Below are 21,205 nucleotides of genomic sequence, written 5' to 3'. Positions count from 1 at the left end.
CCTCTTCTTTTCTCTCGCATACAGATTTATATTGTTACTATTTTAACACTAAACGCCCCAAAATACCAATGCATTAGATAAAAAGACCTGAACCAAAAACTGTTCAGGTCAACTTTTTAGTTTTCAACCAAAATCTGGTACATTATGTCAGTAAACAAAAGTCAGGCGTTTTAAAATTTCTTGAGCGATAACGGTTGCTCCTGCCAAGGTTGGATGAACACCGTCTTCACCTGTCAGTTCGCGTCTGCCATTAAGCAAAGCTTGCTCATTCATCAAACCATCAAGCGGAACTAATTTAAGACTGAATTCACGCGCCAAGTGGCGGACAATCTGAATCTTTGGATCAAGGTCTTTACGCCAAGTCATACGGTCTTCTGGGTAATCTAGAACATAAGGTTCCATCAGCAAAATTCGCTCAACTCCCGCACTCTTCAAACTTTGCAACAATTGTCGATAAATCGTCTCAAAACGCTCTTGCTCGCTATCGCTAGCAAAACCATCTTTACCAACTAAATGCCAAACATCGTTAATCCCAACCATTAAAATCACAACATCTGGCTTCAAAGAAAGGCAGTCAGTATCAACGCGGTCCAACAAATCTTGAACTTTATTGCCACCGATTCCTCGGTTGAAACATTGTAAATGAAAATCTCTATGATGCTCCAACAAATCAGCTGCTACTAAGCTCACAAAGCCAGTTCCGAGACTTACTGGGTCCGCTTTGTCACGTCCCCACTCAGTGATACTATCACCAAAAAAGACAATACGGTCATTCTTTCTAATTTCCATATGGCTGCCTCACTTTGTGTTTAAAAAGTTAGAAACAGCTCCAAATAGATTGGCATCATTCCTAAATTGACAGACTTTTAATTGATAGTCTAATTCACGCGCATTTGTTATTTCAATCAAAGCTTTGATACGTTTATCAAGCTCTGGCACCAAATCTTCACGCGCAGAAATACCGCCACCAATACCAACCAAATCAGGGTTAATGCTGACAAGGCAGTTGAAAATACCGATAGCAATGACATCATACATTTCTGACAAGGCAGCCTTAGCATCACTATTGCCAGCATCTGCTAAATCAAATAAATCTTTGCCAGTAAAATCAGTCAAGCCATGCTCTTTAGCGTATTTTTTAGCCACGGCAACGGGACTAGCTAGGTTACTAAGCGTAATGCCGTCTTTGATAATCATGAAACCAAATTCACCACCGTAAAGACTACTTCCTTTGTACAATTTACCATCAAGGCAAACTGCACCACCAATACCTGTCCCAAGAATGAAATAAATTGATTTTTTGCTATCTTTTCCGATACCAAATTGACTTTCAGCAAGGCCAGCACAGTTAGCATCATTTTCGATAGTCACAGGTAAGCCAAACATAGCTTCCAATTCATCAATAATCTTGAAGTTATGAATGTATGGAATAGCACTAAATCCTTTAATCACACCTTCTTCAGTATCCACAGCACCAGGGCTTGAAATAGCAACCCCTTTGGTATCTGCATCTGACAATTCTGTAAAGACACGATGCAAGTTTTCTTTCATTTCTTCCCAAGTTTTGGGAGTTGGAAAGGAACCTTTTTTATCAATGGCACTATCTTGGTAACGGCCATATTTCACAGAAGTTCCACCAATATCAAACACGACTAAATTCATTTTCTTCTCCATTTCTACCTAGCAAAAACACTGCTAGCGGTGTGTTAAAACAATCTCTAATGAAAATTCATCATAGCGATGTGTACTAATTGAATATTCAAACGCAGCACCATTTGTTAAATAACCCGTTTGAACAGCTACTGCTACTGGGTCACCTTTTTCAAGTGACAAGTAATTAGCTTCCTCATCCGTCGTACGACGAACAGTAATCGTACGGTGGCCTGATTGAATTTTTAAACCAAGATCATTTTCAATATAATCATAAATCGAATTTTCCACATGCTCGATTTTCAAACTTGTAATCAAATCGATTGGCATGTAAGTTTCTTCGATAACCGTTGGTTTATCATCAACTAAGCGGACACGATGAATTTTATAAACGAAGCTTGTTTCCTTAATTTTTAGTTTTTCTGCAATTTTCACATCTGCTTTCACAACCGTAAAATCAATCACGCGACTTGTAATTTTTTTGTCTGGATAAAATGCTGTTGTCCCCATCATTTGGATATCCATCAACATTTTCTTCATTTTTTCAACTGACAGGTCCATAACAAAAGTCCCTGCCCCACGACGTTTGTAAATCAAGCCTTCTGTAACGAGAATATCTAAGGCTTTTTTGACCGTCATCTTACTAACCTTGTACGTGCGACAAAAATCTTTTTCAAAAGGCAGTTGTTCATTCGGTTGATAAACACCTTCTAAAATTTTCTTACGCACATCATTTGCAATAAGGTTATATTTTTCCATTACTTCTCCTCTAAATCTAATATATAAACTAATGCATATTATTATCTATATTTTAAACTAGAAGAGCTAAAGTTCCAAATGTTAATTGATAATTTCTTGCAAATGATACATTTTCCCATAAAATGTAACCATAAAAAATCAAAACAGCCCAGGAGATTTTAAAAGTTGCTCTGATTTTTATGGTTAACTAATAAAATTTTTCAATTATCGGATAATAAATTTGTCAATCAATAAGCTATTCGCCACCTCTTTCTTTTGACAGCTCCATTTTATCATCTTATTTTATAAAAGTATATATTTTTACAAATAATTATGTTATGCTTTTTTAGAATGCGCTTCCTGAAACTTTTTTTGATTATTTGTATACAATTACTTTATTAACCGCGGAAAAAAGTTACATTCAAAACATAAGGGCCTAAAACTTTTTTAGGGGGAGAAAACTAATAAAACTGTATTCGTATCGTTATGGGAGACGGGCAGCAATACAGCAAAACTTCACTAACAGAAATTCAAAAACTCATCACACTTTGTAAAGACAACCACTTGATTGCTATCGTCGAAGCACACGATGCTACTGGTTCAGAGAACATTCAATATTTGGAAAATACTGCTAATTACTGGATGGAAATGAAAGATGCTCTCATTGGAAACGAAGACCACGTCATCTTAAATATTGCCAATGAATGGGGCGGAGCTTGGGATAGTTCAAACTGGGCAGCAGGTTATCAACAAGTTATCTCCAAACTTCGTAACGTTGGAATAAAAAATACCATCATAGGTTTGACCCAGCTGAGGCCAAGACACACCTTGTTTTCTGAGTTTATAGATTTCTAGTTTATCTTCATAAGTTAATTTCATACAAAAAGCACCCCAATCGTTAGATTTTGTGTCTAACTTTTGGGGTGCGGTTCAGAATGTCTCTCGGATTTTTTATTTCACTCATGCTTACGAACATTTATTTTTCATTTGGATGGCTAGCGATAATTTCTAAATCGCCATTAAGTTGCCATGATTTTACATCGTTTGGCAAGATGAAATGATCACCTTTTTTAAGGTTATAAACACGGTTATCCACAGTCAAGCTACCTTGACCTGAAAGAACACTTACTAACAAATATGGCGCTGTTTGGGTAAAGTTTACGGCACCTGACACAACCCATTTGTAAACAGCGAAGAATTCATTTGACACCAAAAGGCTTGAACTCAAGTTATCCACATCTACAGTCACAGGTGTGCTGTTTGCAGGTTCACCAATTGTTAGAACATCAATTGATTGTTTAATGTGCAAGTCGCGAAGGTTTCCAGCCGCATCACGACGGTCAAAATCGTAAACACGATAAGTTGTATCACTTGATTGTTGTGTTTCCAAAATCAAGATACCTTTACCGATAGCGTGCATTGTACCACTTGGTACGTAGAAGAAATCACCAGCTTTGACTGGAACTTTTGTCAACAAATCGTCCCATTTGCCTGCTTCAATCATCTCAGCAAGTTCTTCTTTTGATTTGGCATTATGACCATAAATGATTTCTGAATCTTCATCAGCAGCAATGACATACCAACATTCTGTCTTACCGAGTTCACCTTCATGTTCAAGGGCATAAGCATCATCTGGGTGAACTTGTACACTAAGCCAATCGTTAGCATCAAGAATTTTTGTCAATAATGGAAAGACTTCTGATTTTGGACTTCCAAAAAGTTCTTTGTGCTCACGATAAAGTTTATCTAAACCTTCACCTTTATATGTACCATTATCCACAATTGAAACACCATTTGGGTGAGCTGAAATAGCCCAATATTCACCAGTCGTTTCAGTCGGAATATCGTAACCAAATTCGTCGCGAAGTTTTGTTCCGCCCCAAATTTTATCATGCATTTGTGCTTTTAAAAATAATGGTTCTGCCATAAAAAATTTCCTTTCTTCAAGCAAATCTGCTTGTCTACCACGAAGAAACCCAAAGTTCTTTTGGGTTTCCCAGCTAAATATTCTTAACATCCAACAGTGAATATCCGCGTACATCATAACGATTTCTCGTGCGTGAATACTCAATTGGTCTACCATTTTCCAAATAAACAACTTGTTCCACTTGCAAAATAGGATCATCATCCCGACAAGCTAAATAGTCTTTATCGTATTGATCAGGTTTTTCAGCAGTGATATGACGATAAGATCCAGCAAATTTAAGATGCAAAGTGTTCCAAAGATAATCATAAACCGATGCCAACAAAATGCTATCATCCAATCCAGGAACCAAGTCACACGCCATATAAGTATGCTCAAGAGCATATGGTTTACCATCTAGCAAACGTAGACGAATAATTTTGTAAACTGGTGCTGATTGTTCGACCTGAAGACGTTCAGCAATCTCCACATCAGGAAATTCAACGGTAAATTCAATGATTTTGCTCGTTAATTTGCGAGAATCATCCTTCATGTCGTGGCTTAAGCCATTGTAGTTGTTCAATCGAAATCTCGAATCCTCTTTATCCCAAAACGATGAATTTAAAACTTTCGTTCCATTACCTTGTTTTGAAAGGACCAAACCTTCAATGGTTAACATCTCAATAGCTTTTTTGATAGTCATTCGACTTACCCCAAATTCTTTTGCCAAGTTAGATTGAATCGGCAGCATCGAATCAATTGGGTAAGTTCCGTCTGAAATCCTTGTTCGAATAATCCCTGCAATCTCTTCATATTTTGACATAGATCGCTCCTATTCCACTTATATAGACTAATTTTTAAAACTTATAGTCTTATTATAGCGCAGAATCAGGTTGTTTGTCCAGCATATGCAAGAATGGTAGCCAGATAAATCCGACAATCAAGCAGTCAATAATTTGAAGAAGACCGCCAGCAAGTGAGTTTGTCGCAATTATACCACTAAAGAAGACTGGCACAGTCCAAGGAACAGATACTCCTGTTGGTGCAGGAACAAGGCCAATTGCCATTACGAAGTAGTTAAGAGCTGTAACGATGATTGGTGAAATCACCCAAGGAATAAGAATTGTAGCATTCAAAACGATTGGCAAACCAAAGATAACAGGTTCATTAACGTTAAAGATACCAGCACCAAGTGCCAAACGACCAACGTCACGGTATTGTTTTTTCTTCATGATAAATGCCATGATGATAACGACCGCAAGAGTCATCCCTGAACCACCAAGACCAACAGTGAATGTTTCCATGAATGGTTTTGAAATAATGTGAGGAATATGTTCACCTGCTTTATAAGCATCCAAGTTATCATACATCAAAGTGTTCCAAATTGGGTCCATAACAGAGTTAACAAGGATTTGTCCGTGAAGACCAAAGAACCACAAGAATTGGATAAAAAAGATAGCAATAAGTGTCGCCCAAATACTACTACCAAGACCAACCAAAGGCATTTGGATAACATTATAAATCACATCGTGAAGGTTTGTATTGAAAGCACCTGTTACGATTGCATTAAGCGCTGTGAAGATTGATAATGTCAAAACTGCTGGAATCAAAGCAGCAAATGATTTTGCAACTGCAGGTGGCACGCTGTCAGGCATTTTAATTTGCCAACCTTTTTTGCTGACGCGGCAGTAAATTTCAGTTGCGATAAATGACACAATCATTCCTAGGAACATGCCTTTTGCCCCTAAGCGATCTAGGCTAAGAACGTTAGATACTTCTTGACCTTTATCTGTCAAAGTGTAAAACGGTGTTAAAAGAAGGAAACTTGCAAATGCAATTGCTCCGCCAAAAATACCATCTTCATCATATGATTTAGATAGGTAGTAACCAATCCCCCAGGTTACAAAGACGGTCATAATCGACATTGTCGCATTTTGTGCATTACCAAACAGACTTGATAAAAGCGCTTTCGTGCCATCGTTTAAAAAAGGAAGGTTAGAAATAACGACAACAATTGATCCAAACATGGTCAACGGGAAGGCAAGCATGAAGGCATCACGTAAAATCGACAAGTAGCGATTGGAAGCCAATTTGTTTGCCAAAGGCAAAAGTTTGTCACTGATAGCATCTAGAAACTTGTTCATAAACACTCCTCTTTCCATTAAGTTTGTTTTTACATTATCATTATAACTTATTTTTTGTAAAAGTCTAGTCTTTTTATATAAAAATATTGTCTTTTATTTTAAAAAGTGTATAATTGTACTTGTAAAATCAAAAAATATATATTTTTAAGGAGAATCTTATGGCAACTTACACATTTCCAGAAGACTTCTGGTGGGGAGCTGCGACATCTGGTCCTCAAAGCGAGGGTCGTTTCCATAAAAAACATGCCAATATGTTTGATTACTGGTACGAAATAGAACCTGAAGCTTTTTACAACCAAGTTGGTCCAGACACAGCATCAAACTTCTATAATAGTTACAAAGAAGACATTGCTTTGATGAAGAAAATCGGTCTCAACAGTGTTCGTACTTCTATTCAATGGACACGCTTGATTGATGACCTCGAAAAAAATACCGTTAATCAAGATGCAGTAGACTTCTATAATGACGTTATTGACTGCTTCATCGAAAATGGCATTCGTCCAATTATGAACCTACACCATTTTGATTTACCTGTCGAGCTTTATCACAAATATGGAGGTTGGGAATCACGCCACGTGGTTGACCTTTATGTTGGTTTTGCTGAACAAGCTTTCAAGGCTTTCGGTGACCGCGTCAAAGACTGGACAACTCACAACGAACCAATGGTTGTTGTCGACGGTGAATACCTCTATCAATTCCACTATCCAAAATTAGTTGATGGTAAAAAAGCTGTTCAAGTTGCCTACAACTTAAACATCGCTTCAGCAAAAGCCATCGCTAAATTCAGAGAACTTGGTTTAGACAAAGACGGTGGTCACATTGGTACAGTTTTAAACTTAACACCAACTTATGCTGCTTCTGATTCTAAAGAAGACCAAGCTGCTGCACACTTTGCTGAACTTTGGAACAACAAAATGTTCCTTGAGCCAGCAATCAATGGGCATTTCCCAGAAGAACTTGAAGAAATTCTCAAAAAAGATGGCGTCATCTGGCAAACAGAACCTGAAGATGCTCAAATTTTTAAAGAAAATACCATTGATTTCTTAGGTGTTAACTTCTATCACCCAAATCGTGTGAAAGCACCAGACATCGCACCAAATTCTGTCGGTGCTTGGATGCCAAATCGTTACTATGACGAATACAACATGCCAGGTCGTCGCATGAACATCGACAAAGGTTGGGAAATCTACCCAGAAGCCATTTACGACATCGCCATTAACATTCGTGATAACTATAAAAATATCCCTTGGTTTGTCTCAGAAAATGGTATGGGTGTTTCTCGCGAAGAACGCTTCATGGATGAAAATGGAAAAATCCAAGATGATTACCGCATCGACTTCATCAAAGAACACTTGGCTTGCCTTCACCGTGGTATCCAAGAAGGTTCAAACTGCTTTGGCTATCACCTTTGGACACCAATCGATTGCTGGTCTTGGATGAATGCTTACCGTAACCGCTACGGTTTCATCTCAAATAATATCCATACACAAATCAAAACTATTAAAAAATCTGGTGAATGGTTCAAACAAGTAACCATCGATAACGGATTTGAAGATTAATTCACTACCTTAATCCCAGTAGAATTCAACAATTCCTAGCTCTACTTACTCCTCAAAGAAGAGCTTTCCTCATAAATCCTTTTATTAATTTCACAAAAACACCTTATCAGATAACGATAAGGTGTTATTTAATGCAATTCATTTAAGAAAACACCATCAAAGATGGTGTTTGTTTAAGCGTTGATTTTTTTGTACATGTGCATCATTTCGATGGCAACTTCTTTCAGTGTCATTGTTGTCATCAAGTGGTCTTGTGCGTGAACCATGATGATTTCAATTTTGATTTCGGTACCGCTTGCATATTTCTGTAGCAAATCAGTCTGAGCATGGTGAGCCTGTAAAAGTTCTTCATCAGCTGCAGCTAATTTTTCTTCAGCCTCTTGAAATGCTCCATTTTTCATAGCATCAAGAGCTTCGTGAACAGAGGTGCGGGCTGTGCCGCTGTGTAAAATAATTTCAAAAGCAGCAAGTTGTAATTCTTCTTCAGTCATATCTAGCAGCACCTCATTAAATATTTTCCAAAATCAAATTAGCCATTTTCTCAACACCCATTGGGATTGGAACGTAAGCTTGTGGTGGAACTTTGACAACAGGTCGCCCTGATTTTTCACCCGCTGCCGCAAATTGGTTGTAATACATTGTAGCTTGTGGACTAACAAGGTACAAATCATAAGTAGCATCAGTAATCACACGTTCCCCTTCGTTTGAACTGATTGCTTCAACAGTAATGTCTTTTCCTTGTGTTTTAAAATAATCTGTTGTTTTTTGTGCCATAAGTGATGATGACATTCCGGCAACACAGATAATTAATGCTTTTGCCATGGTTATTCTCCCCTTTTAAATAATAGACTTAGTAACTGTAAATGATTGCGCTACCAACATCTTTAATAAAAGTATATCACAGTTATTTTAATAAGTCTAGTCTTTTAAAATAAAAGAGTAAACTTTTATGCATTTTCGCAAAACAGCACTACTCCTATTTTCAAATCTAATTGCTTGTCTATTCATTTCTAATATGATAAATTGGCTAAAAGTAAAACAATCATGAGGAATTTTATGACAGAAAATACATTAACCATTGCTTATATCAGCCTAAGTGGCAACACTCAAAGTTTTGTTAAACGTTTAGGAGAATACTTAAAAGAACATTACCAACTTGAAAGCAAAACTATCAATATCAAAGAACTTAAGCATGAAACTTTTCCAGTCACATCACCTTTTATCGCAGTTTTACCGACTTATCTCGAAGGTGGAAACGGGGTTGACTCAGGTGATGTTGAGATTTTGACAAATCCTTTGGGAGATTTTATCGCAGCACACGATAACTACAAACACTGCTTTGGAATCATTGGCTCTGGCAATCGCAACTTCAACGAGCAGTATTGCTTGACAGCTAAACAATACGCTAAGCGCTTTGGTTTTCCAATGCTTGGTGATTTTGAACTTCGAGGCACAAGTGCTGATATTGAACGTTTGGCAGAGATTATTGTGAATACACAAAAAGAAAGTGAAACTTATCCAAGGGGATTATGAGTCTTGGATGTCTCACTTTCTTTTTTCTATGATTACATTATCTACTTTGAGGAGATTAGGATTATAGATAATTTAGTCGCAAGGTTAAGGAATAATAATATCGTGTTTCACCAAAGATAGCTTGGTTTCACCATCACTGAAGAAACGAATTTTTTGTGAATCAAGTGGTGTTTGAATCTCTGTCGACATGACTTTTTCACCGTCATTGACAAATAACTCAATCGAATAGCTATCCAAAATGAAACGTAGCTCAATGCTATCAGCAGATGAAACCGTCATTTTGCGTTGACAATTCAAATCAGCCTGCAACCCGGAATAGGTACGGTCCACCTCAATCGTATTAAGACTGCGATTGTAAGTAAATCGTGTATAATGATTGACACCAACTGCCAAATCAATGGTAAATGATATATAAGCAGTTCCAGATAAACGCAAGGTCATGTCAATCTGACGACCAGAAACCCCTTCAATCATTTCAAATGACTTGCTAATAACTCCTGAAAATTCAAGTGTATTGGTATGGTAATCAGATAATTCGTGAATTGGTCGTTGGACGAGTTGGCCATTTTCAAGAGATAATTCACGTGGAAGAGTCATCATGCCTTGCCATTCTTGCCCATCAGGAATAGCTAGCGAATCCCATGACTTCATCCATGCCACCAAGATGCGACGACCATCTGGCAATTGAGTCGTCTGAGGCGCATAAAAATCTAAACCATAATCAAGCGCATGTGGGCAACCTTTGTCAAAGGTGTGTGTTTCTTCATCATAATCACCAACAAAATAAACCGCGTTGTGTCCATTATGAAATTCATACGCTGTCGCTGACATGTTTTGTGGCGAAGTGATTAAGACATGTTTTCCATCTAATTTGAAAAAGTCAGGACATTCCCACATTTTTCCGATAACACCATCTTCATCGCCTGCCAAAACATTTTCATACTGCCAGTGGCGTAAATCGTCACTCGAAAAGAGAACAATCTGTCCATGCTTTTCTTTGCTTAAATTACCTGCAACCAACCAATATTTACCATCTTCGAACCAGACTTTAGGGTCTCTAAAATCTGATTGATTGAAGCCTTCTGGGAGTTGGTTGCCAAGGATAATAGGGTTTTCGGGAACTTTGTGATAATTTTCACCGTCACCGATTGCAAGAGACTGTGTTTGATAAGCGGTTTTATTGCCAGTGTCATCTTCTTTTTCTTCGACACTTGTGTAGATAAGAACATGTCCTTCTGGCGTTTCCAGAGCACTTCCTGAAAAAACACCAGCATGGTCGTAAGCTTGGTCCGGCGCTAAAGCAACAGGGCGCTCTTCCCATTTAATCATATCAGAGCTAACAACATGCCCCCAGTGCATTGGTCCCCAGTTTGTCGAATAGGGATGATATTGATAAAACAAATGTACTTTATTTTGGTAAGTTGAAAAACCATTTGGGTCGTTAATCCAGCCAACCGGTGCCGTCACATGAAATGCTGGGCGCTTTCTTTTATCAATACGATTTTGTTCAATATAATTTTGTGCTTCTTCAAGCGTGTGCATAAGTTTAAACAATCCTTCCTACTACTTTTCTAAATCACTTCTTCAGTTTCAATGTCAAAGAAATGCAATTTATGTGGCATGAAGACAAATGTTACGTCATCACCAATTTGACTGACGTCGTATTTTGTCACACGTGCAACAGTGGTTTCACCACCAAATTCAAAATAAAGGTTATTTTCATTTCCCATAATCTCAGTGTTGTTGATAACAGCTTTTTGTTCATTTCCTGCATAAACTTCAAGGTTTGCTGGGTCAAATTTGATATCTTCACCGCGGATTCCCATAATCACACGCTTGCGACCAGCCAATTTCTTAGCAATAACCTTAGGGATTTCCATGCTATTGCCATCTTCAAATACAATGGTTTGACCATTTACAGACACATTGTAAAAATTCATTTGTGGTGCGCCAATAAAGCCAGCAACAAATTTATTAACAGGATGTTCGTAAAGGTCCATCGGTGTCCCAACTTGTTGAACAACTCCATCTTTCATAATAACAATACGGTCTGCCATAGTCATCGCTTCAACTTGATCATGAGTAACATAAATGGTTGTTGACCCCAATTTGCGATGAAGTTTACTGATTTCATTGCGCATGCTGATACGCAATTTGGCATCCAAGTTAGACAACGGTTCGTCCATCAAGAAAACTTTTTGGTCTTTGACAATCGCACGACCAAGTGCTACACGTTGGCGTTGACCACCAGAAAGATTTTTAGGTTTGCGTTTGCGATATTCTTCAAGTCCCAAAATATCAATCGCCCAATCAACTTTTTGTTTGATTTCATCGGCAGGTACTTTCATATTTTTAAGACCGTAAGAGATATTTTTTTCAACTGTCATATGAGGATATAAAGCATAATTTTGGAAAACCATTGAAATCCCACGATCAGCTGGTGCCACTTCATTTATACGTTTGCCATCAATGTACAAATCACCGCTAGTAATTTCTTCAAAACCAGCCATCATACGAAGCGTTGTTGATTTTCCGCAACCAGAAGGCCCAACAAATGCAATAAATTCCTTTTTATCAACATCCAGTGTAAAATCAGTCACTGAATTTTTATCATTACCTTTATATTTTTTTGTAATATTTTTAAATTCAATAAAACTCATAAGATTTATCCTTCCTTAGATCCTGTTGAAATCACACCTTCGACAATATATTTAGAGAAGAATGAATAGATGATAATAACAGGAATGGTAACAAGTGTAATCACAGCAAGAGTTTGACCAACAGTTGTTGCATCATTTGACGTAATCGCATTTAAACCAATTTGTGCTGTTAATAAGTCGCTTGATGTAAATACCAATGATGGCCAGAGATAATCATTCCAAACACCTAGGAAAGTAAAGACGCTGACCGTTGCAACTACTGATTTAGACATTGGCAAAACCATGGTAAAGAAATATTTGACCGGACCACAATGATCCAATTGAGCAGCTTCGTAGACATCATCAGGAAGTCCAACAAAGACTTGGCGGAAAAGAAAAATATTAAACGGTGACACAATCATCGGTAAAATATAACCAAGCATGGTGTTCAAAAGCCCTGCTTTAGCAATAATCAAGAAATGAATAGTGATTGTTGTTTCCATTGGAACAATCATCAAAGCTAGAATAATTAATAACCATTGATCTCTAAATGGAAATTTTATTTTAGCAAGCGCATAGCCGGCAAGTCCGTTAACAACGATACTAAGCACAATTAAAATCGCTGCATAAAATAATGTATTCACCATGTAACGAATAAACTGTGTATCAAAGAGAATAGTCACATAATTATCAAAAAATGAACCTGTTAATGCTGGTGGTACAAAAGCTCTAAGGGTATTCATATCAGTGGTGATAGCCGCATCACCTTTAAAGGAATTAGCCAACATCCAAATAACTGGAAAGAGGAAGAACAAGGACAAAATGAGCAAAATTATTGAAAATATCCAACTCCATCTCTTTTGCTTTTGTGTTAACATATTATTTTTCCTCCTTGTCTTTGGTCAAGATATTTTGGATAACAGTTAAAATGATAACAAAGACAGCAAAGACAATTGCCATAGTTGAAGCAAGTCCCATTTCCCAGTTAACAGTACCCGTTTCGTAAATATCGTACACAACAGTATAAGTTGAATTAGAAGGGCCACCACCAGTCATCACCATTGGTTGAACCAACATACGAAAGGCACCAATTGTTACTGTGATTAAGACGAAAACAAGCAATGGTTTTAATTCTGGTAAAGTAATATCCTTGAATTTTTGCCATGGTGTTGCATGGTCCATTTCAGCTGCCTCATAAAGTGATGGGCTGATTCCTTGAAGACCACCAAGGAAGATAATCATTTGATAACCAACACCTTGCCAAGCACTCATGATGGCAATAGAAGGTAACGCTTGGTCAGCACTATTGATAAAAGGCTGAGCATCAATACCAAAGAATCCTAAAATAGCATTAAGAATTCCTTCTGGGCTATAAATTTGAATCCACAAGGTTGATACAACAGTCAAAGACATAACAACCGGAACAAAGAAAGCCACTTTGAAATATTTCTTGAAATGGGTAACTTTGTTAATAATCAAAGCTAGCAAGAGAGCTCCACCGCCCTGTAGTGGAACAATGATTAAAACAAATTTAACTGTGTTCCAGAAAGCCTTTCGGAAAGTCTCATCTTTAAAGACTTCTTTAAAATTATCCAGACCAACAAAGTGAGTCATACTAGGATTTAATGCAAAGAAATCCGTAAAACTAAAGACAAACGTCAAAATCAAAGGAATAAATAGGAAGACCGATAACAAGACCAGAGCTGGGCCAAAGAAGGCCATCCCCATAATAGATTCAGCTTTATTCTTTTTCATTTTCTTTCTCCTCAAGAACATAACGTTTCAATTTCGCATTGATTTTATCAACCGCGTGATTAAGTTCTTCCTTGGCATCTGCACCAGAGAGAACACTATCTTCTAGAACTGCCTGAACACGGTCACTAACTTGCGGATAAACTGGTGTGATTGAGCGAGGATGTCCATAATCTTTCAATTGGTTATAAAGTGCGGCATAGTTTGCATCTTCGGAGAATGTACTGATATGATTGTAAGCTTCGTAAGTTGAAGGGAAACTCTTGGTTTTATCCCAAAGACGTTCGCCACTTTCAGCGCCACTCATCCACTTAACCAATTCTGTTGCCCCTTTAATATTTTTTGTCGTTTTAGAAGCTGCAAATGCCCAAGATCCTGTTGGAGTGTAACGACCACCATCCCAGTTATCTGAAACAACGTATGGAGCAACACCAAGATTTAATTGTTCATAACTTGTATAAACCGAATTAACTTCCCACGCGCCATCGATTTTGAAAGCCGCACGTCCACTTTCAAATAAATTACTAATAGCAACTTTCGACATGTAGCCATTTGCTAGAATTTGTTTAAAATAGTTAACCGTTTCTAGATTTTCTTTTGAATTAAAGATGCCATCAACTTTCAAACCACTCTTGTCAACAAAGTCACCTCCATTTGACCAGAAAAATGGTGCATAAAAATAAATCGTTGTCTCACCCGTTGGGAAAGTCATATCCAAAGGATAGCCCCCCTTTTCTTCACAAATCGGTTGAACTTTCTTCAAGACCTCTAAAAACTCTGACCAAGTCCACGGGTGATTAGCGTCAGGTACACTAACACCAGCCTCAGCTAAAATATCTTTATTGTAATAAAGCCCCACGCTAGACTCTACAGCTCCCAGAGCGTAGAGTTTATTATCATAAGTTCCTTGAGCAATGATCGAGTCAAGATAAGCACTCTTTTCCTTATTCGATAATTTTGCCAAAGGTTGAATAATACCATTTTCTGCATAAGCTGCGATATTGGGACCATCTACCGTCAACACATCAGGTAATCCTCCAGACATAACAGAGGCATTGATTTTATCAGAATAACCACCACCGCTATCATTTCGAGGAATAAATTCAATGTCCGCAAAATATTTACCATTGTATTTTTTATTGAAGGTATTGACCGATTCTTTATAAGCCTGTCCTTCATCGGTATCTTCAATTGAATGAACCCAGATTGATAGATACTCTTCTCCCTTGTCATACCCCTTTATACTGCCAACTTCAGGTTTACTGTTGCCGCATCCTGTTAACAAAAGCCCTGCAGAAAGTGATACCATTAATGTTTTTAAGAGCCTTCTACGCATAACACCCTCCAAAGTTATTTGTAATGTAACCGGTTACTTTATCTAAAGTTTACACCTTAATGTTTGCCTTGTCAATAGCATTTTTAAAAAAAAGTTCCAAAAATATAACCGGTTACTTCTTTGACTTAAAAGGATTTTAGATATATACTATAGATTGTAAAGAAGACTTAAGGAACACTGTATGAGTAAACAAAAAATCACTTTTTCCGATATTGCAAAATATACCAATTTTTCAAAAACAACAATCTCGCGCTATTTTAACAACCCTGACTCACTGACTGAAAAAAACCGTAGCATTATCAAAAAAGCGCTTGATGATTTGGGGTACCAAGAAAATAAAATCGCTCAAGTTCTAGCTAAGGGACAGACTGAATTCATCGGAATCATCATTCCAAACCTCTACCTTCACTATTACTCAGCCATTTTAAATCAAATTTTGACTAGCTACTCAGATAATCATTATAAGTTCCTGGTCTTCCTTGGCGATGATGATATCGAGTTAGAACGTCAGTATATCCAAGAACTCCAAGCCTACAACATTCAAGGTTTGATTACCCTTAGTCATACGATTCCATCAGAAGAACTAGCATCTTACAATATCCCTATCGTTAGCATCGAGCGCGAAGCGCAATTTATCAGTAGCGTCAATACCGACAACCACCTTGGTGGGGTCCAAGCAACCAGCCATTTGATAAAAAATAATTGTGATATTCTCATTCACATCAATAACTTCGTCAATGAGGACATCCCTGCTTATGGTCGTATCGCTGGGTTTAAAACCATTTCTAGCGATAGCGATATTCCTTATCAAATCTATCAAAAAGACCTTGGTAGCAACTACAGCGAAATCAGTCAAAGCATCACCCAGTTATTTAAAGAAATCGATAAAAACTACGCTGGCAAACGTAAAGGAATTTTCCTAGCCAATGATACTTATGCCAACATTTTCTTAAATGCTGTTTTCCAAAAATACGGTTGCTTGCCAGATAATTACAAAATCATCGGTTTTGACGATTCGCCAATTGCAAGCGAAGCTATTTTACCTTTATCAAGTATCAAGCAAGACATCTCTAAAATCACAGAAACTGCCCTTGATATTTTACAAGATTTAATCCAAGAACACCGTAAAACCAAAGGCAAACAGCAGACGATTCAACATAGAGAAGTCGCACCAAAACTAATCAAACGAAATACAACTGATTAAGAATACCTAAAAATTAACATAAAAATGGTATAATGAGGTCAGTTATAAGAAATGTATTGGAGAATTCATGAAAACAACAGTTGATTATATTACAAAACTTGCAAATATTCCTTCACCTACTGGCTACACAAGCCACATTATGAATTACGTGATTGCTGAGCTTGAAAGTTTCGGCTACGCTCCTGTCCGCACAAATAAAGGTGGCGTTATGGTCACTGTCACTGGTAAAGATGACAGCAAACACCGCGTGGTCACAGCTCACCTTGATACCCTTGGTGCCATGGTTCGTGCTGTCAAACCAGATGGCCGCCTTAAAATGGACCTTATCGGTGGCTTTGTCTACAACGCTATCGAAGGTGAAAATTGTACTATCCATGTTGCCAAAAATGGTAAAAAAATTAGTGGTACAATCCTTATGCACCAAACTTCTGTTCATGTCTACAAAGATGCTGGAACTGCTGAACGCAATCAAGCTAACATGGAAATTCGTCTGGACGAAAAAGTAACCAACGAAAAAGAAACACGCGCCCTTGGTATCGAAGTTGGAGACTTTATCTCATTTGACCCACGCGTGGTTGTTACCGAATCAGGTTTCATCAAATCACGTCACTTGGATGACAAAGTATCAGCAGCCATTCTCATTGAATTACTCAAAGAATACAAAGCTCAAAATATCACTTTGCCATACACAACTCACTTCTACTTCTCAGCTTTCGAAGAACTCGGTCACGGTGCTAACTCAAGCATTCCAACTGCAACAGTCGAATACCTTTCAGTTGATATGGGAGCAATGGGTGATGACCAACAAACAGATGAATACAGCGTTTCAATCTGCGTCAAAGACGGTTCTGGGCCTTATAACTTCGAACTTCGCCAACATCTTGTTGCCCTAGCTGAAGAAAATAAAATTCCATATAAATTAGACATCTACCCATACTATGGTAGTGACGCCTCTGCTGCTCTTCGTGCAGGTGCCGAAGTCAAACACGCCCTCTTTGGCGCAGGTATCGAATCAAGCCACTCATACGAACGCACACACATCGACTCTGTCCAAGCAACAGAACACCTCGTTGATGCTTACCTAAAAAGCCCAATTGTGGAATAATGACTAAAATTATATAACAATAAGAGCGGTCATAATGTCCGCTCTTATTTTATTAATCTGAAATCACCCTAATTTCATAACCTTTATAATCATTTTCATTCAAAACAATCTCTTCTTGTCTGTAGCGTTCACTTATCAATCTCAATGCTTGAGCTTTATCTTCTGCCTCAACTTCTACAACCCTTTGAAGGACTTCTTCGATTTCTACATTAAATACTACCATATCTTCTCCCTACAATTAATCTCTTTATTTTAATACTCTCACAGCGGATCCATCATATCACACAATAACCAAATCGCATGCTACATTTTACTACTTCATCAGAGAATTTTTTAATCAATAAAATCCATACTTTTACACATCAAAAGCGCCCCGGTACAAGGGCGCTTTTTAAAAAAACAAACAAATAATTAGGAGGTAGAATTAATTAGTAGTTAAGGTCGACAGCAAGACCAAAATGGTCACTGACGATTGGAGATTCACCGCCATCAAAGACAACGATTGAGGATTGAATCTCAATATCTTTACTTGTAAAAACATGATCAACTTTGAGTGACTGTTTATTGCCTTCCCAGCCATCAATATCTTCGATAATAGTATGATCACCTTGAATGGATTTAGCCACTTTGTGACTATCTTGCAAATCAAGCGGACTATTTAAAATCATGTCATAGCCAGCCGTATCGGTAGGATTATTGAAATCTCCCATAAGGATAAGGGGGCTAGGAAAATCGCTGAGCGCTTCTTCCAGTTTTGCCCATTCACTTTCAAATCCTTTACCGAACCAAGACATGTGAAGGCTCACCACGGTAACTGGTTTGCCATCAACTTCAGTCTCAGCTGCTAGGACACGTCTAGTATGATAATCATGTTCATCATCAACCGCAGAGACAAGAATATCTTTTACCTTAATTGGATTTTTCGATAAAATCACAACGCCTTCATTATACTTATCATATCCAATATGGTTATAAGCCCAAGACCAATAATAATGTCTTCCTTGGCTTCTGAGGTAATTGACCAATTGAAGAGCATAATTATCACGGTGTAATTCGGGGCTACTCGGTAATTTTTCATACCCTTCTACATCGTTTGCAGCCAAGCCTCGAATGTCTTGGTTAATTTCTTGAAGACAAATGACATCATAATTCTCAATGTAAATATTTTCTGCCAAATCGAATAATTTTTTTAACGAATTTGCCTCTAACCAAGAATGCGTATTAAGTGTTAAAAATTTTGCCATGTCTTTTCCCCTCAAGTTAAAGGAGAGTCCGAGATGTTTACCCCGGACTCCCTTCTATTTAGTTTTAACCCAAATCTCTTTATCACTATTAGTAATATAAGCTTAAAGTTCTACTTTTGCAACAGGTGTTTTAGCAGAAACTTTTCCTGTTTGTGTTAAATTGACTGCTTTAATTTCTGCTGTATTTGTGAAGGCAACAATAATTGTTGTTTCACGTCCTGCTGAACTGATAGCTGCCAAGTCAGCCACCACCAAAAGATCACCTGCTTGAACACGTTGACCTTCTGCTACTTTAACAGAGAATGGCACACCGTTAAGAGCAACAGTATCGAGTCCGATGTGAACAAGAACTTCAAGACCACTATCAGTCAATAATCCAAAGGCATGTTTAGTCGGGAAGACACTTGTGACAATACCTGACACAGGCGCATAAACATTACCATTTTCTGGTTCGACAGCGAAGCCATCACCCATCATTTTAGCTGAAAATACGGGATCTTTAACAGCTGTGATTGGTTTTACTTCACCATCTGCGATTGATAGAACATCTTCTGTGACACCTTTATATGAGACTTTTGTAACATTGTTACCTCTAACTTCTGCTAAGTCGATTGTTGGAATTTCAGCACCAGAATCAAGAAGGTCTTGAATATCAGATTTCAAGATATCTGCTTTTGGTCCGTAAACAGCTTGAACACCAGAGCCTTTGATAATGAGACCCATAGCACCAGCTTTTTTCCAAGTTTCTTCATCACCAACTCGTGCGACATCTTTGACAGTTACACGAAGTCGTGTCATACAAGCATCAACATCTTCAATGTTATCGCGGCCACCAAGGAGATTAATGATTTGAACGATTTGAGAGTTTGCAGATACTGTCGCACCAGTTGTTGATGCAGCAGCGTCATCATCCATGTCATCGTAATTACCGTTACGACCTGGAGTGGCAAAGTTAAATTTCTTAATCATAAAGTCTGCGATGAAGTACATCACAACACCTGATAAGATACAACAAATAACAAAGTTAATTAAATCTCCACCAAGACCTGCTTTAAGAGCCATTGGTGTACGTGTCAAAAGTTCGATATTACCAAATGAATGGAGACGAAGGTTAACTAAATCAGCAAGAGCAAATGTCACCCCTTGTACAAGTGCGTATACAACATAAAGTGGCATTGCGACAAACATAAACATGTATTCGATTGGTTCAGTAACACCTGTCAAGAATGTAGCAGCTGCTGTTGAGATAAACATTGCAGTGTATTTTTTCTTCTTGTCTGGGTCAACGTTACGGTACATGGCAAGGCTAATCCCCATAAGTGTACCAGTTGCGCCAATCATTTGTCCGACTTTGAAGCGGGCAGGTGTTACAGTTGCCATAAGGTGATGGTAATCTGAAGGATTTGAACCTTTAAGATTGATAAGGTCTGTTACCCATGCTAACCAAAGTGGATCTTGACCAAAGACTTCAGTACCTTTTTGAGCACCAGTCAAGATTTCATAAGTACCACCAAGTGAAGTATAGTTCATAGGGATAGTAATCATGTGGTGAAGACCAAATGGAAGAAGCAAACGTTCCAAAGTACCATACAAGAATGGAGCTAAGAATGGAGCTGAGTTTTGTGATGACGCAATCCACATACCAAATCCATTAATTCCTGATTGGATGATTGGCCAAACAAGTGCCATAAACAAACCAACAAGAACTGAACGATAGATAACAACGAATGGTACGAAACGTTTACCATTGAAGAATGAAAGAACATCAGGCAATTTGCGGTAGTTATAGTATTTATTGTAAGCTGTTGCCCCAACAAAACCTGAGATAATACCTACAAAGACACCCATGTTAAGCGCTGGTTGACCAAGCACATTGACAAAGTAGTCAGAGACAAGCATCTTGCCACCGAGAACATTGTGAACAACACTTTTACTATCAGCAATCATATCAAGTGATACACCGTAAACGTGACCAGTGATCAAGTTGATGAGAATAAATGCGATACCAGCAGCAAATGCACCACCAGCACGCTCTTTTGCCCAGCTACCACCAATAGCTAGAGCAAACAAAATGTGAAGGTTATTGATAATCCCCCAACCAATTTGTGCGATAACATTACCAACAGTAGCAAGTATAGCTGAGTTAGCATTGATTAGCAGGAGCGAGTTACCAATACTAACCATCAAACCGGCTGCCGGCATAACGGCAATAACAACCATCAAGCATTTACCGAATTTTTGCCAAAATTCGAAACTGGTCAATTTTTTAAATGCCTTCTTCATGAAACAACTCCTTAAAACTTTTTCTCGGAAACCATTTGCTCTACAAATCAAGCAATAACGTCACTAATATTAATTGATTTGTATAAAACAAACGATTTTTTAGTTGAATAATTTA

20 protein-coding genes and 2 pseudogenes are annotated in these 21,205 nt (G+C 37.9%); 5 read left to right on the top strand and 17 right to left on the bottom strand.

Annotated features, from left to right (window positions below):
• Positions 1–147 precede the first annotated feature (147 nt).
• Genes DQN23_RS01080 through DQN23_RS01070 form a run of 3 tightly spaced genes read right to left on the bottom strand, consistent with a single transcriptional unit; the run spans position 148 to position 2,409 of the window.
• A complete protein-coding gene (locus DQN23_RS01080; protein ID WP_020916052.1) occupies positions 148–789 on the bottom strand; it encodes an SGNH/GDSL hydrolase family protein in 642 nt (213 codons plus the stop codon).
• A gap of 9 nt (positions 790–798) precedes the next feature.
• Positions 799–1,662: an ROK family protein gene (locus tag DQN23_RS01075; RefSeq protein ID WP_058833279.1), complete on the bottom strand. Its 864-nt coding sequence runs from the start codon at positions 1,660–1,662 to the stop codon at positions 799–801.
• A 33-nt stretch (positions 1,663–1,695) separates the two neighbouring features.
• A complete protein-coding gene (locus DQN23_RS01070; RefSeq protein WP_111712581.1) occupies positions 1,696–2,409 on the bottom strand; it encodes a GntR family transcriptional regulator in 714 nt (237 codons plus the stop codon).
• A 465-nt stretch (positions 2,410–2,874) separates the two neighbouring features.
• Here DQN23_RS01070 and DQN23_RS01065 point away from each other — a divergent pair.
• Positions 2,875–3,126: pseudogene (locus DQN23_RS01065) on the top strand (cellulase family glycosylhydrolase); the annotation flags it as partial.
• Positions 3,127–3,180: 54 nt separating this feature from the next.
• On the opposite strand, the pseudogene DQN23_RS09630 reads toward DQN23_RS01065, so the two are convergent.
• The 4 genes and pseudogenes from DQN23_RS09630 to celB all read right to left on the bottom strand — a co-directional run.
• Positions 3,181–3,267, bottom strand: a pseudogene (locus tag DQN23_RS09630) (transposase); the annotation flags it as partial.
• Positions 3,268–3,364: 97 nt separating this feature from the next.
• The gene (gene manA / locus DQN23_RS01060; protein ID WP_058692886.1) at positions 3,365–4,315 is read right to left on the bottom strand and encodes a mannose-6-phosphate isomerase, class I; all 951 of its coding nucleotides are present in this window, start codon (positions 4,313–4,315) and stop codon (positions 3,365–3,367) included.
• A 73-nt stretch (positions 4,316–4,388) separates the two neighbouring features.
• Complete coding sequence (locus tag DQN23_RS01055) at positions 4,389–5,114, bottom strand: GntR family transcriptional regulator (RefSeq protein ID WP_111712580.1); 726 nt, start codon at positions 5,112–5,114, stop codon at positions 4,389–4,391.
• A 52-nt stretch (positions 5,115–5,166) separates the two neighbouring features.
• Positions 5,167–6,435 (bottom strand): PTS cellobiose transporter subunit IIC, encoded by a 1,269-nt coding sequence (gene celB / locus DQN23_RS01050; protein ID WP_111712579.1) that lies wholly within the window; start codon positions 6,433–6,435, stop codon positions 5,167–5,169.
• A gap of 158 nt (positions 6,436–6,593) precedes the next feature.
• Here celB and DQN23_RS01045 point away from each other — a divergent pair, with 158 nt between their 5' ends.
• Positions 6,594–7,994, top strand: a complete 1,401-nt coding sequence (locus DQN23_RS01045; protein WP_111712578.1) for a glycoside hydrolase family 1 protein — start codon at positions 6,594–6,596, stop codon at positions 7,992–7,994.
• Positions 7,995–8,167: 173 nt separating this feature from the next.
• Here DQN23_RS01045 and DQN23_RS01040 read toward each other — a convergent pair whose 3' ends face one another.
• Together DQN23_RS01040 and DQN23_RS01035 are read right to left on the bottom strand one after the other, a co-directional pair.
• Entirely contained in the window at positions 8,168–8,485 is a 318-nt protein-coding gene (locus tag DQN23_RS01040) for a PTS cellobiose transporter subunit IIA (RefSeq protein ID WP_024344555.1), read from the bottom strand.
• A gap of 16 nt (positions 8,486–8,501) precedes the next feature.
• On the bottom strand, positions 8,502–8,816 hold the full coding sequence (locus DQN23_RS01035) for a PTS cellobiose transporter subunit IIB (RefSeq protein WP_020916043.1): 315 nt from the start codon (positions 8,814–8,816) through the stop codon (positions 8,502–8,504).
• A gap of 234 nt (positions 8,817–9,050) precedes the next feature.
• Between DQN23_RS01035 and nrdI the strand changes: the two genes are divergently transcribed.
• A complete protein-coding gene (nrdI, locus tag DQN23_RS01030; RefSeq protein ID WP_043894895.1) occupies positions 9,051–9,527 on the top strand; it encodes a class Ib ribonucleoside-diphosphate reductase assembly flavoprotein NrdI in 477 nt (158 codons plus the stop codon).
• Positions 9,528–9,611: 84 nt separating this feature from the next.
• Here nrdI and DQN23_RS01025 read toward each other — a convergent pair whose 3' ends face one another.
• Genes DQN23_RS01025 through DQN23_RS01005 form a run of 5 tightly spaced genes read right to left on the bottom strand, consistent with a single transcriptional unit; the run spans position 9,612 to position 15,254 of the window.
• Positions 9,612–11,081 (bottom strand): glycoside hydrolase family 32 protein, encoded by a 1,470-nt coding sequence (locus DQN23_RS01025; RefSeq protein WP_197712754.1) that lies wholly within the window; start codon positions 11,079–11,081, stop codon positions 9,612–9,614.
• A gap of 17 nt (positions 11,082–11,098) precedes the next feature.
• On the bottom strand, positions 11,099–12,187 hold the full coding sequence (locus DQN23_RS01020) for an ABC transporter ATP-binding protein (RefSeq protein ID WP_111712576.1): 1,089 nt from the start codon (positions 12,185–12,187) through the stop codon (positions 11,099–11,101).
• A gap of 5 nt (positions 12,188–12,192) precedes the next feature.
• Positions 12,193–13,044 carry a carbohydrate ABC transporter permease gene (locus DQN23_RS01015; RefSeq protein WP_020916039.1) on the bottom strand — a complete coding sequence of 284 codons (852 nt, stop codon included), beginning with the start codon at positions 13,042–13,044 and terminating at the stop codon, positions 12,193–12,195.
• Position 13,045: 1 nt separating this feature from the next.
• A complete protein-coding gene (locus DQN23_RS01010) occupies positions 13,046–13,921 on the bottom strand; it encodes a carbohydrate ABC transporter permease (protein ID WP_043894894.1) in 876 nt (291 codons plus the stop codon).
• Positions 13,908–15,254, bottom strand: a complete 1,347-nt coding sequence (locus tag DQN23_RS01005; RefSeq protein ID WP_111712575.1) for an ABC transporter substrate-binding protein — start codon at positions 15,252–15,254, stop codon at positions 13,908–13,910. The genes DQN23_RS01010 and DQN23_RS01005 overlap by 14 nt, the downstream gene beginning before the upstream one ends.
• A 181-nt stretch (positions 15,255–15,435) precedes the next feature.
• Between DQN23_RS01005 and DQN23_RS01000 the strand changes: the two genes are divergently transcribed.
• Positions 15,436–16,458: a LacI family DNA-binding transcriptional regulator gene (locus DQN23_RS01000; protein ID WP_111698176.1), complete on the top strand. Its 1,023-nt coding sequence runs from the start codon at positions 15,436–15,438 to the stop codon at positions 16,456–16,458.
• A gap of 67 nt (positions 16,459–16,525) precedes the next feature.
• Positions 16,526–17,563, top strand: a complete 1,038-nt coding sequence (locus DQN23_RS00995) for a M42 family metallopeptidase (RefSeq protein WP_020916035.1) — start codon at positions 16,526–16,528, stop codon at positions 17,561–17,563.
• 52 nt (positions 17,564–17,615) lie between these two features.
• On the opposite strand, the gene DQN23_RS00990 is transcribed toward DQN23_RS00995, so the two are convergent.
• The 3 genes from DQN23_RS00990 to DQN23_RS00980 form a co-directional block, all read right to left on the bottom strand.
• Positions 17,616–17,786: a DpnD/PcfM family protein gene (locus tag DQN23_RS00990; protein ID WP_020916034.1), complete on the bottom strand. Its 171-nt coding sequence runs from the start codon at positions 17,784–17,786 to the stop codon at positions 17,616–17,618.
• A gap of 205 nt (positions 17,787–17,991) precedes the next feature.
• The gene (locus tag DQN23_RS00985; protein ID WP_233422885.1) at positions 17,992–18,807 is read right to left on the bottom strand and encodes an endonuclease/exonuclease/phosphatase family protein; all 816 of its coding nucleotides are present in this window, start codon (positions 18,805–18,807) and stop codon (positions 17,992–17,994) included.
• 102 nt (positions 18,808–18,909) lie between these two features.
• The gene (locus DQN23_RS00980; protein WP_020916032.1) at positions 18,910–21,090 is read right to left on the bottom strand and encodes a PTS transporter subunit IIBC; all 2,181 of its coding nucleotides are present in this window, start codon (positions 21,088–21,090) and stop codon (positions 18,910–18,912) included.
• Positions 21,091–21,205 lie beyond the last annotated feature (115 nt).

This window comes from Streptococcus lutetiensis, from assembly GCF_900475675.1.
In the GTDB taxonomy this organism is placed as follows: domain Bacteria; phylum Bacillota; class Bacilli; order Lactobacillales; family Streptococcaceae; genus Streptococcus; species Streptococcus lutetiensis.
The sequence above is the reverse complement of the archived record's forward strand: the minus strand, read 5'-3'. Positions and strand labels throughout refer to the sequence as shown.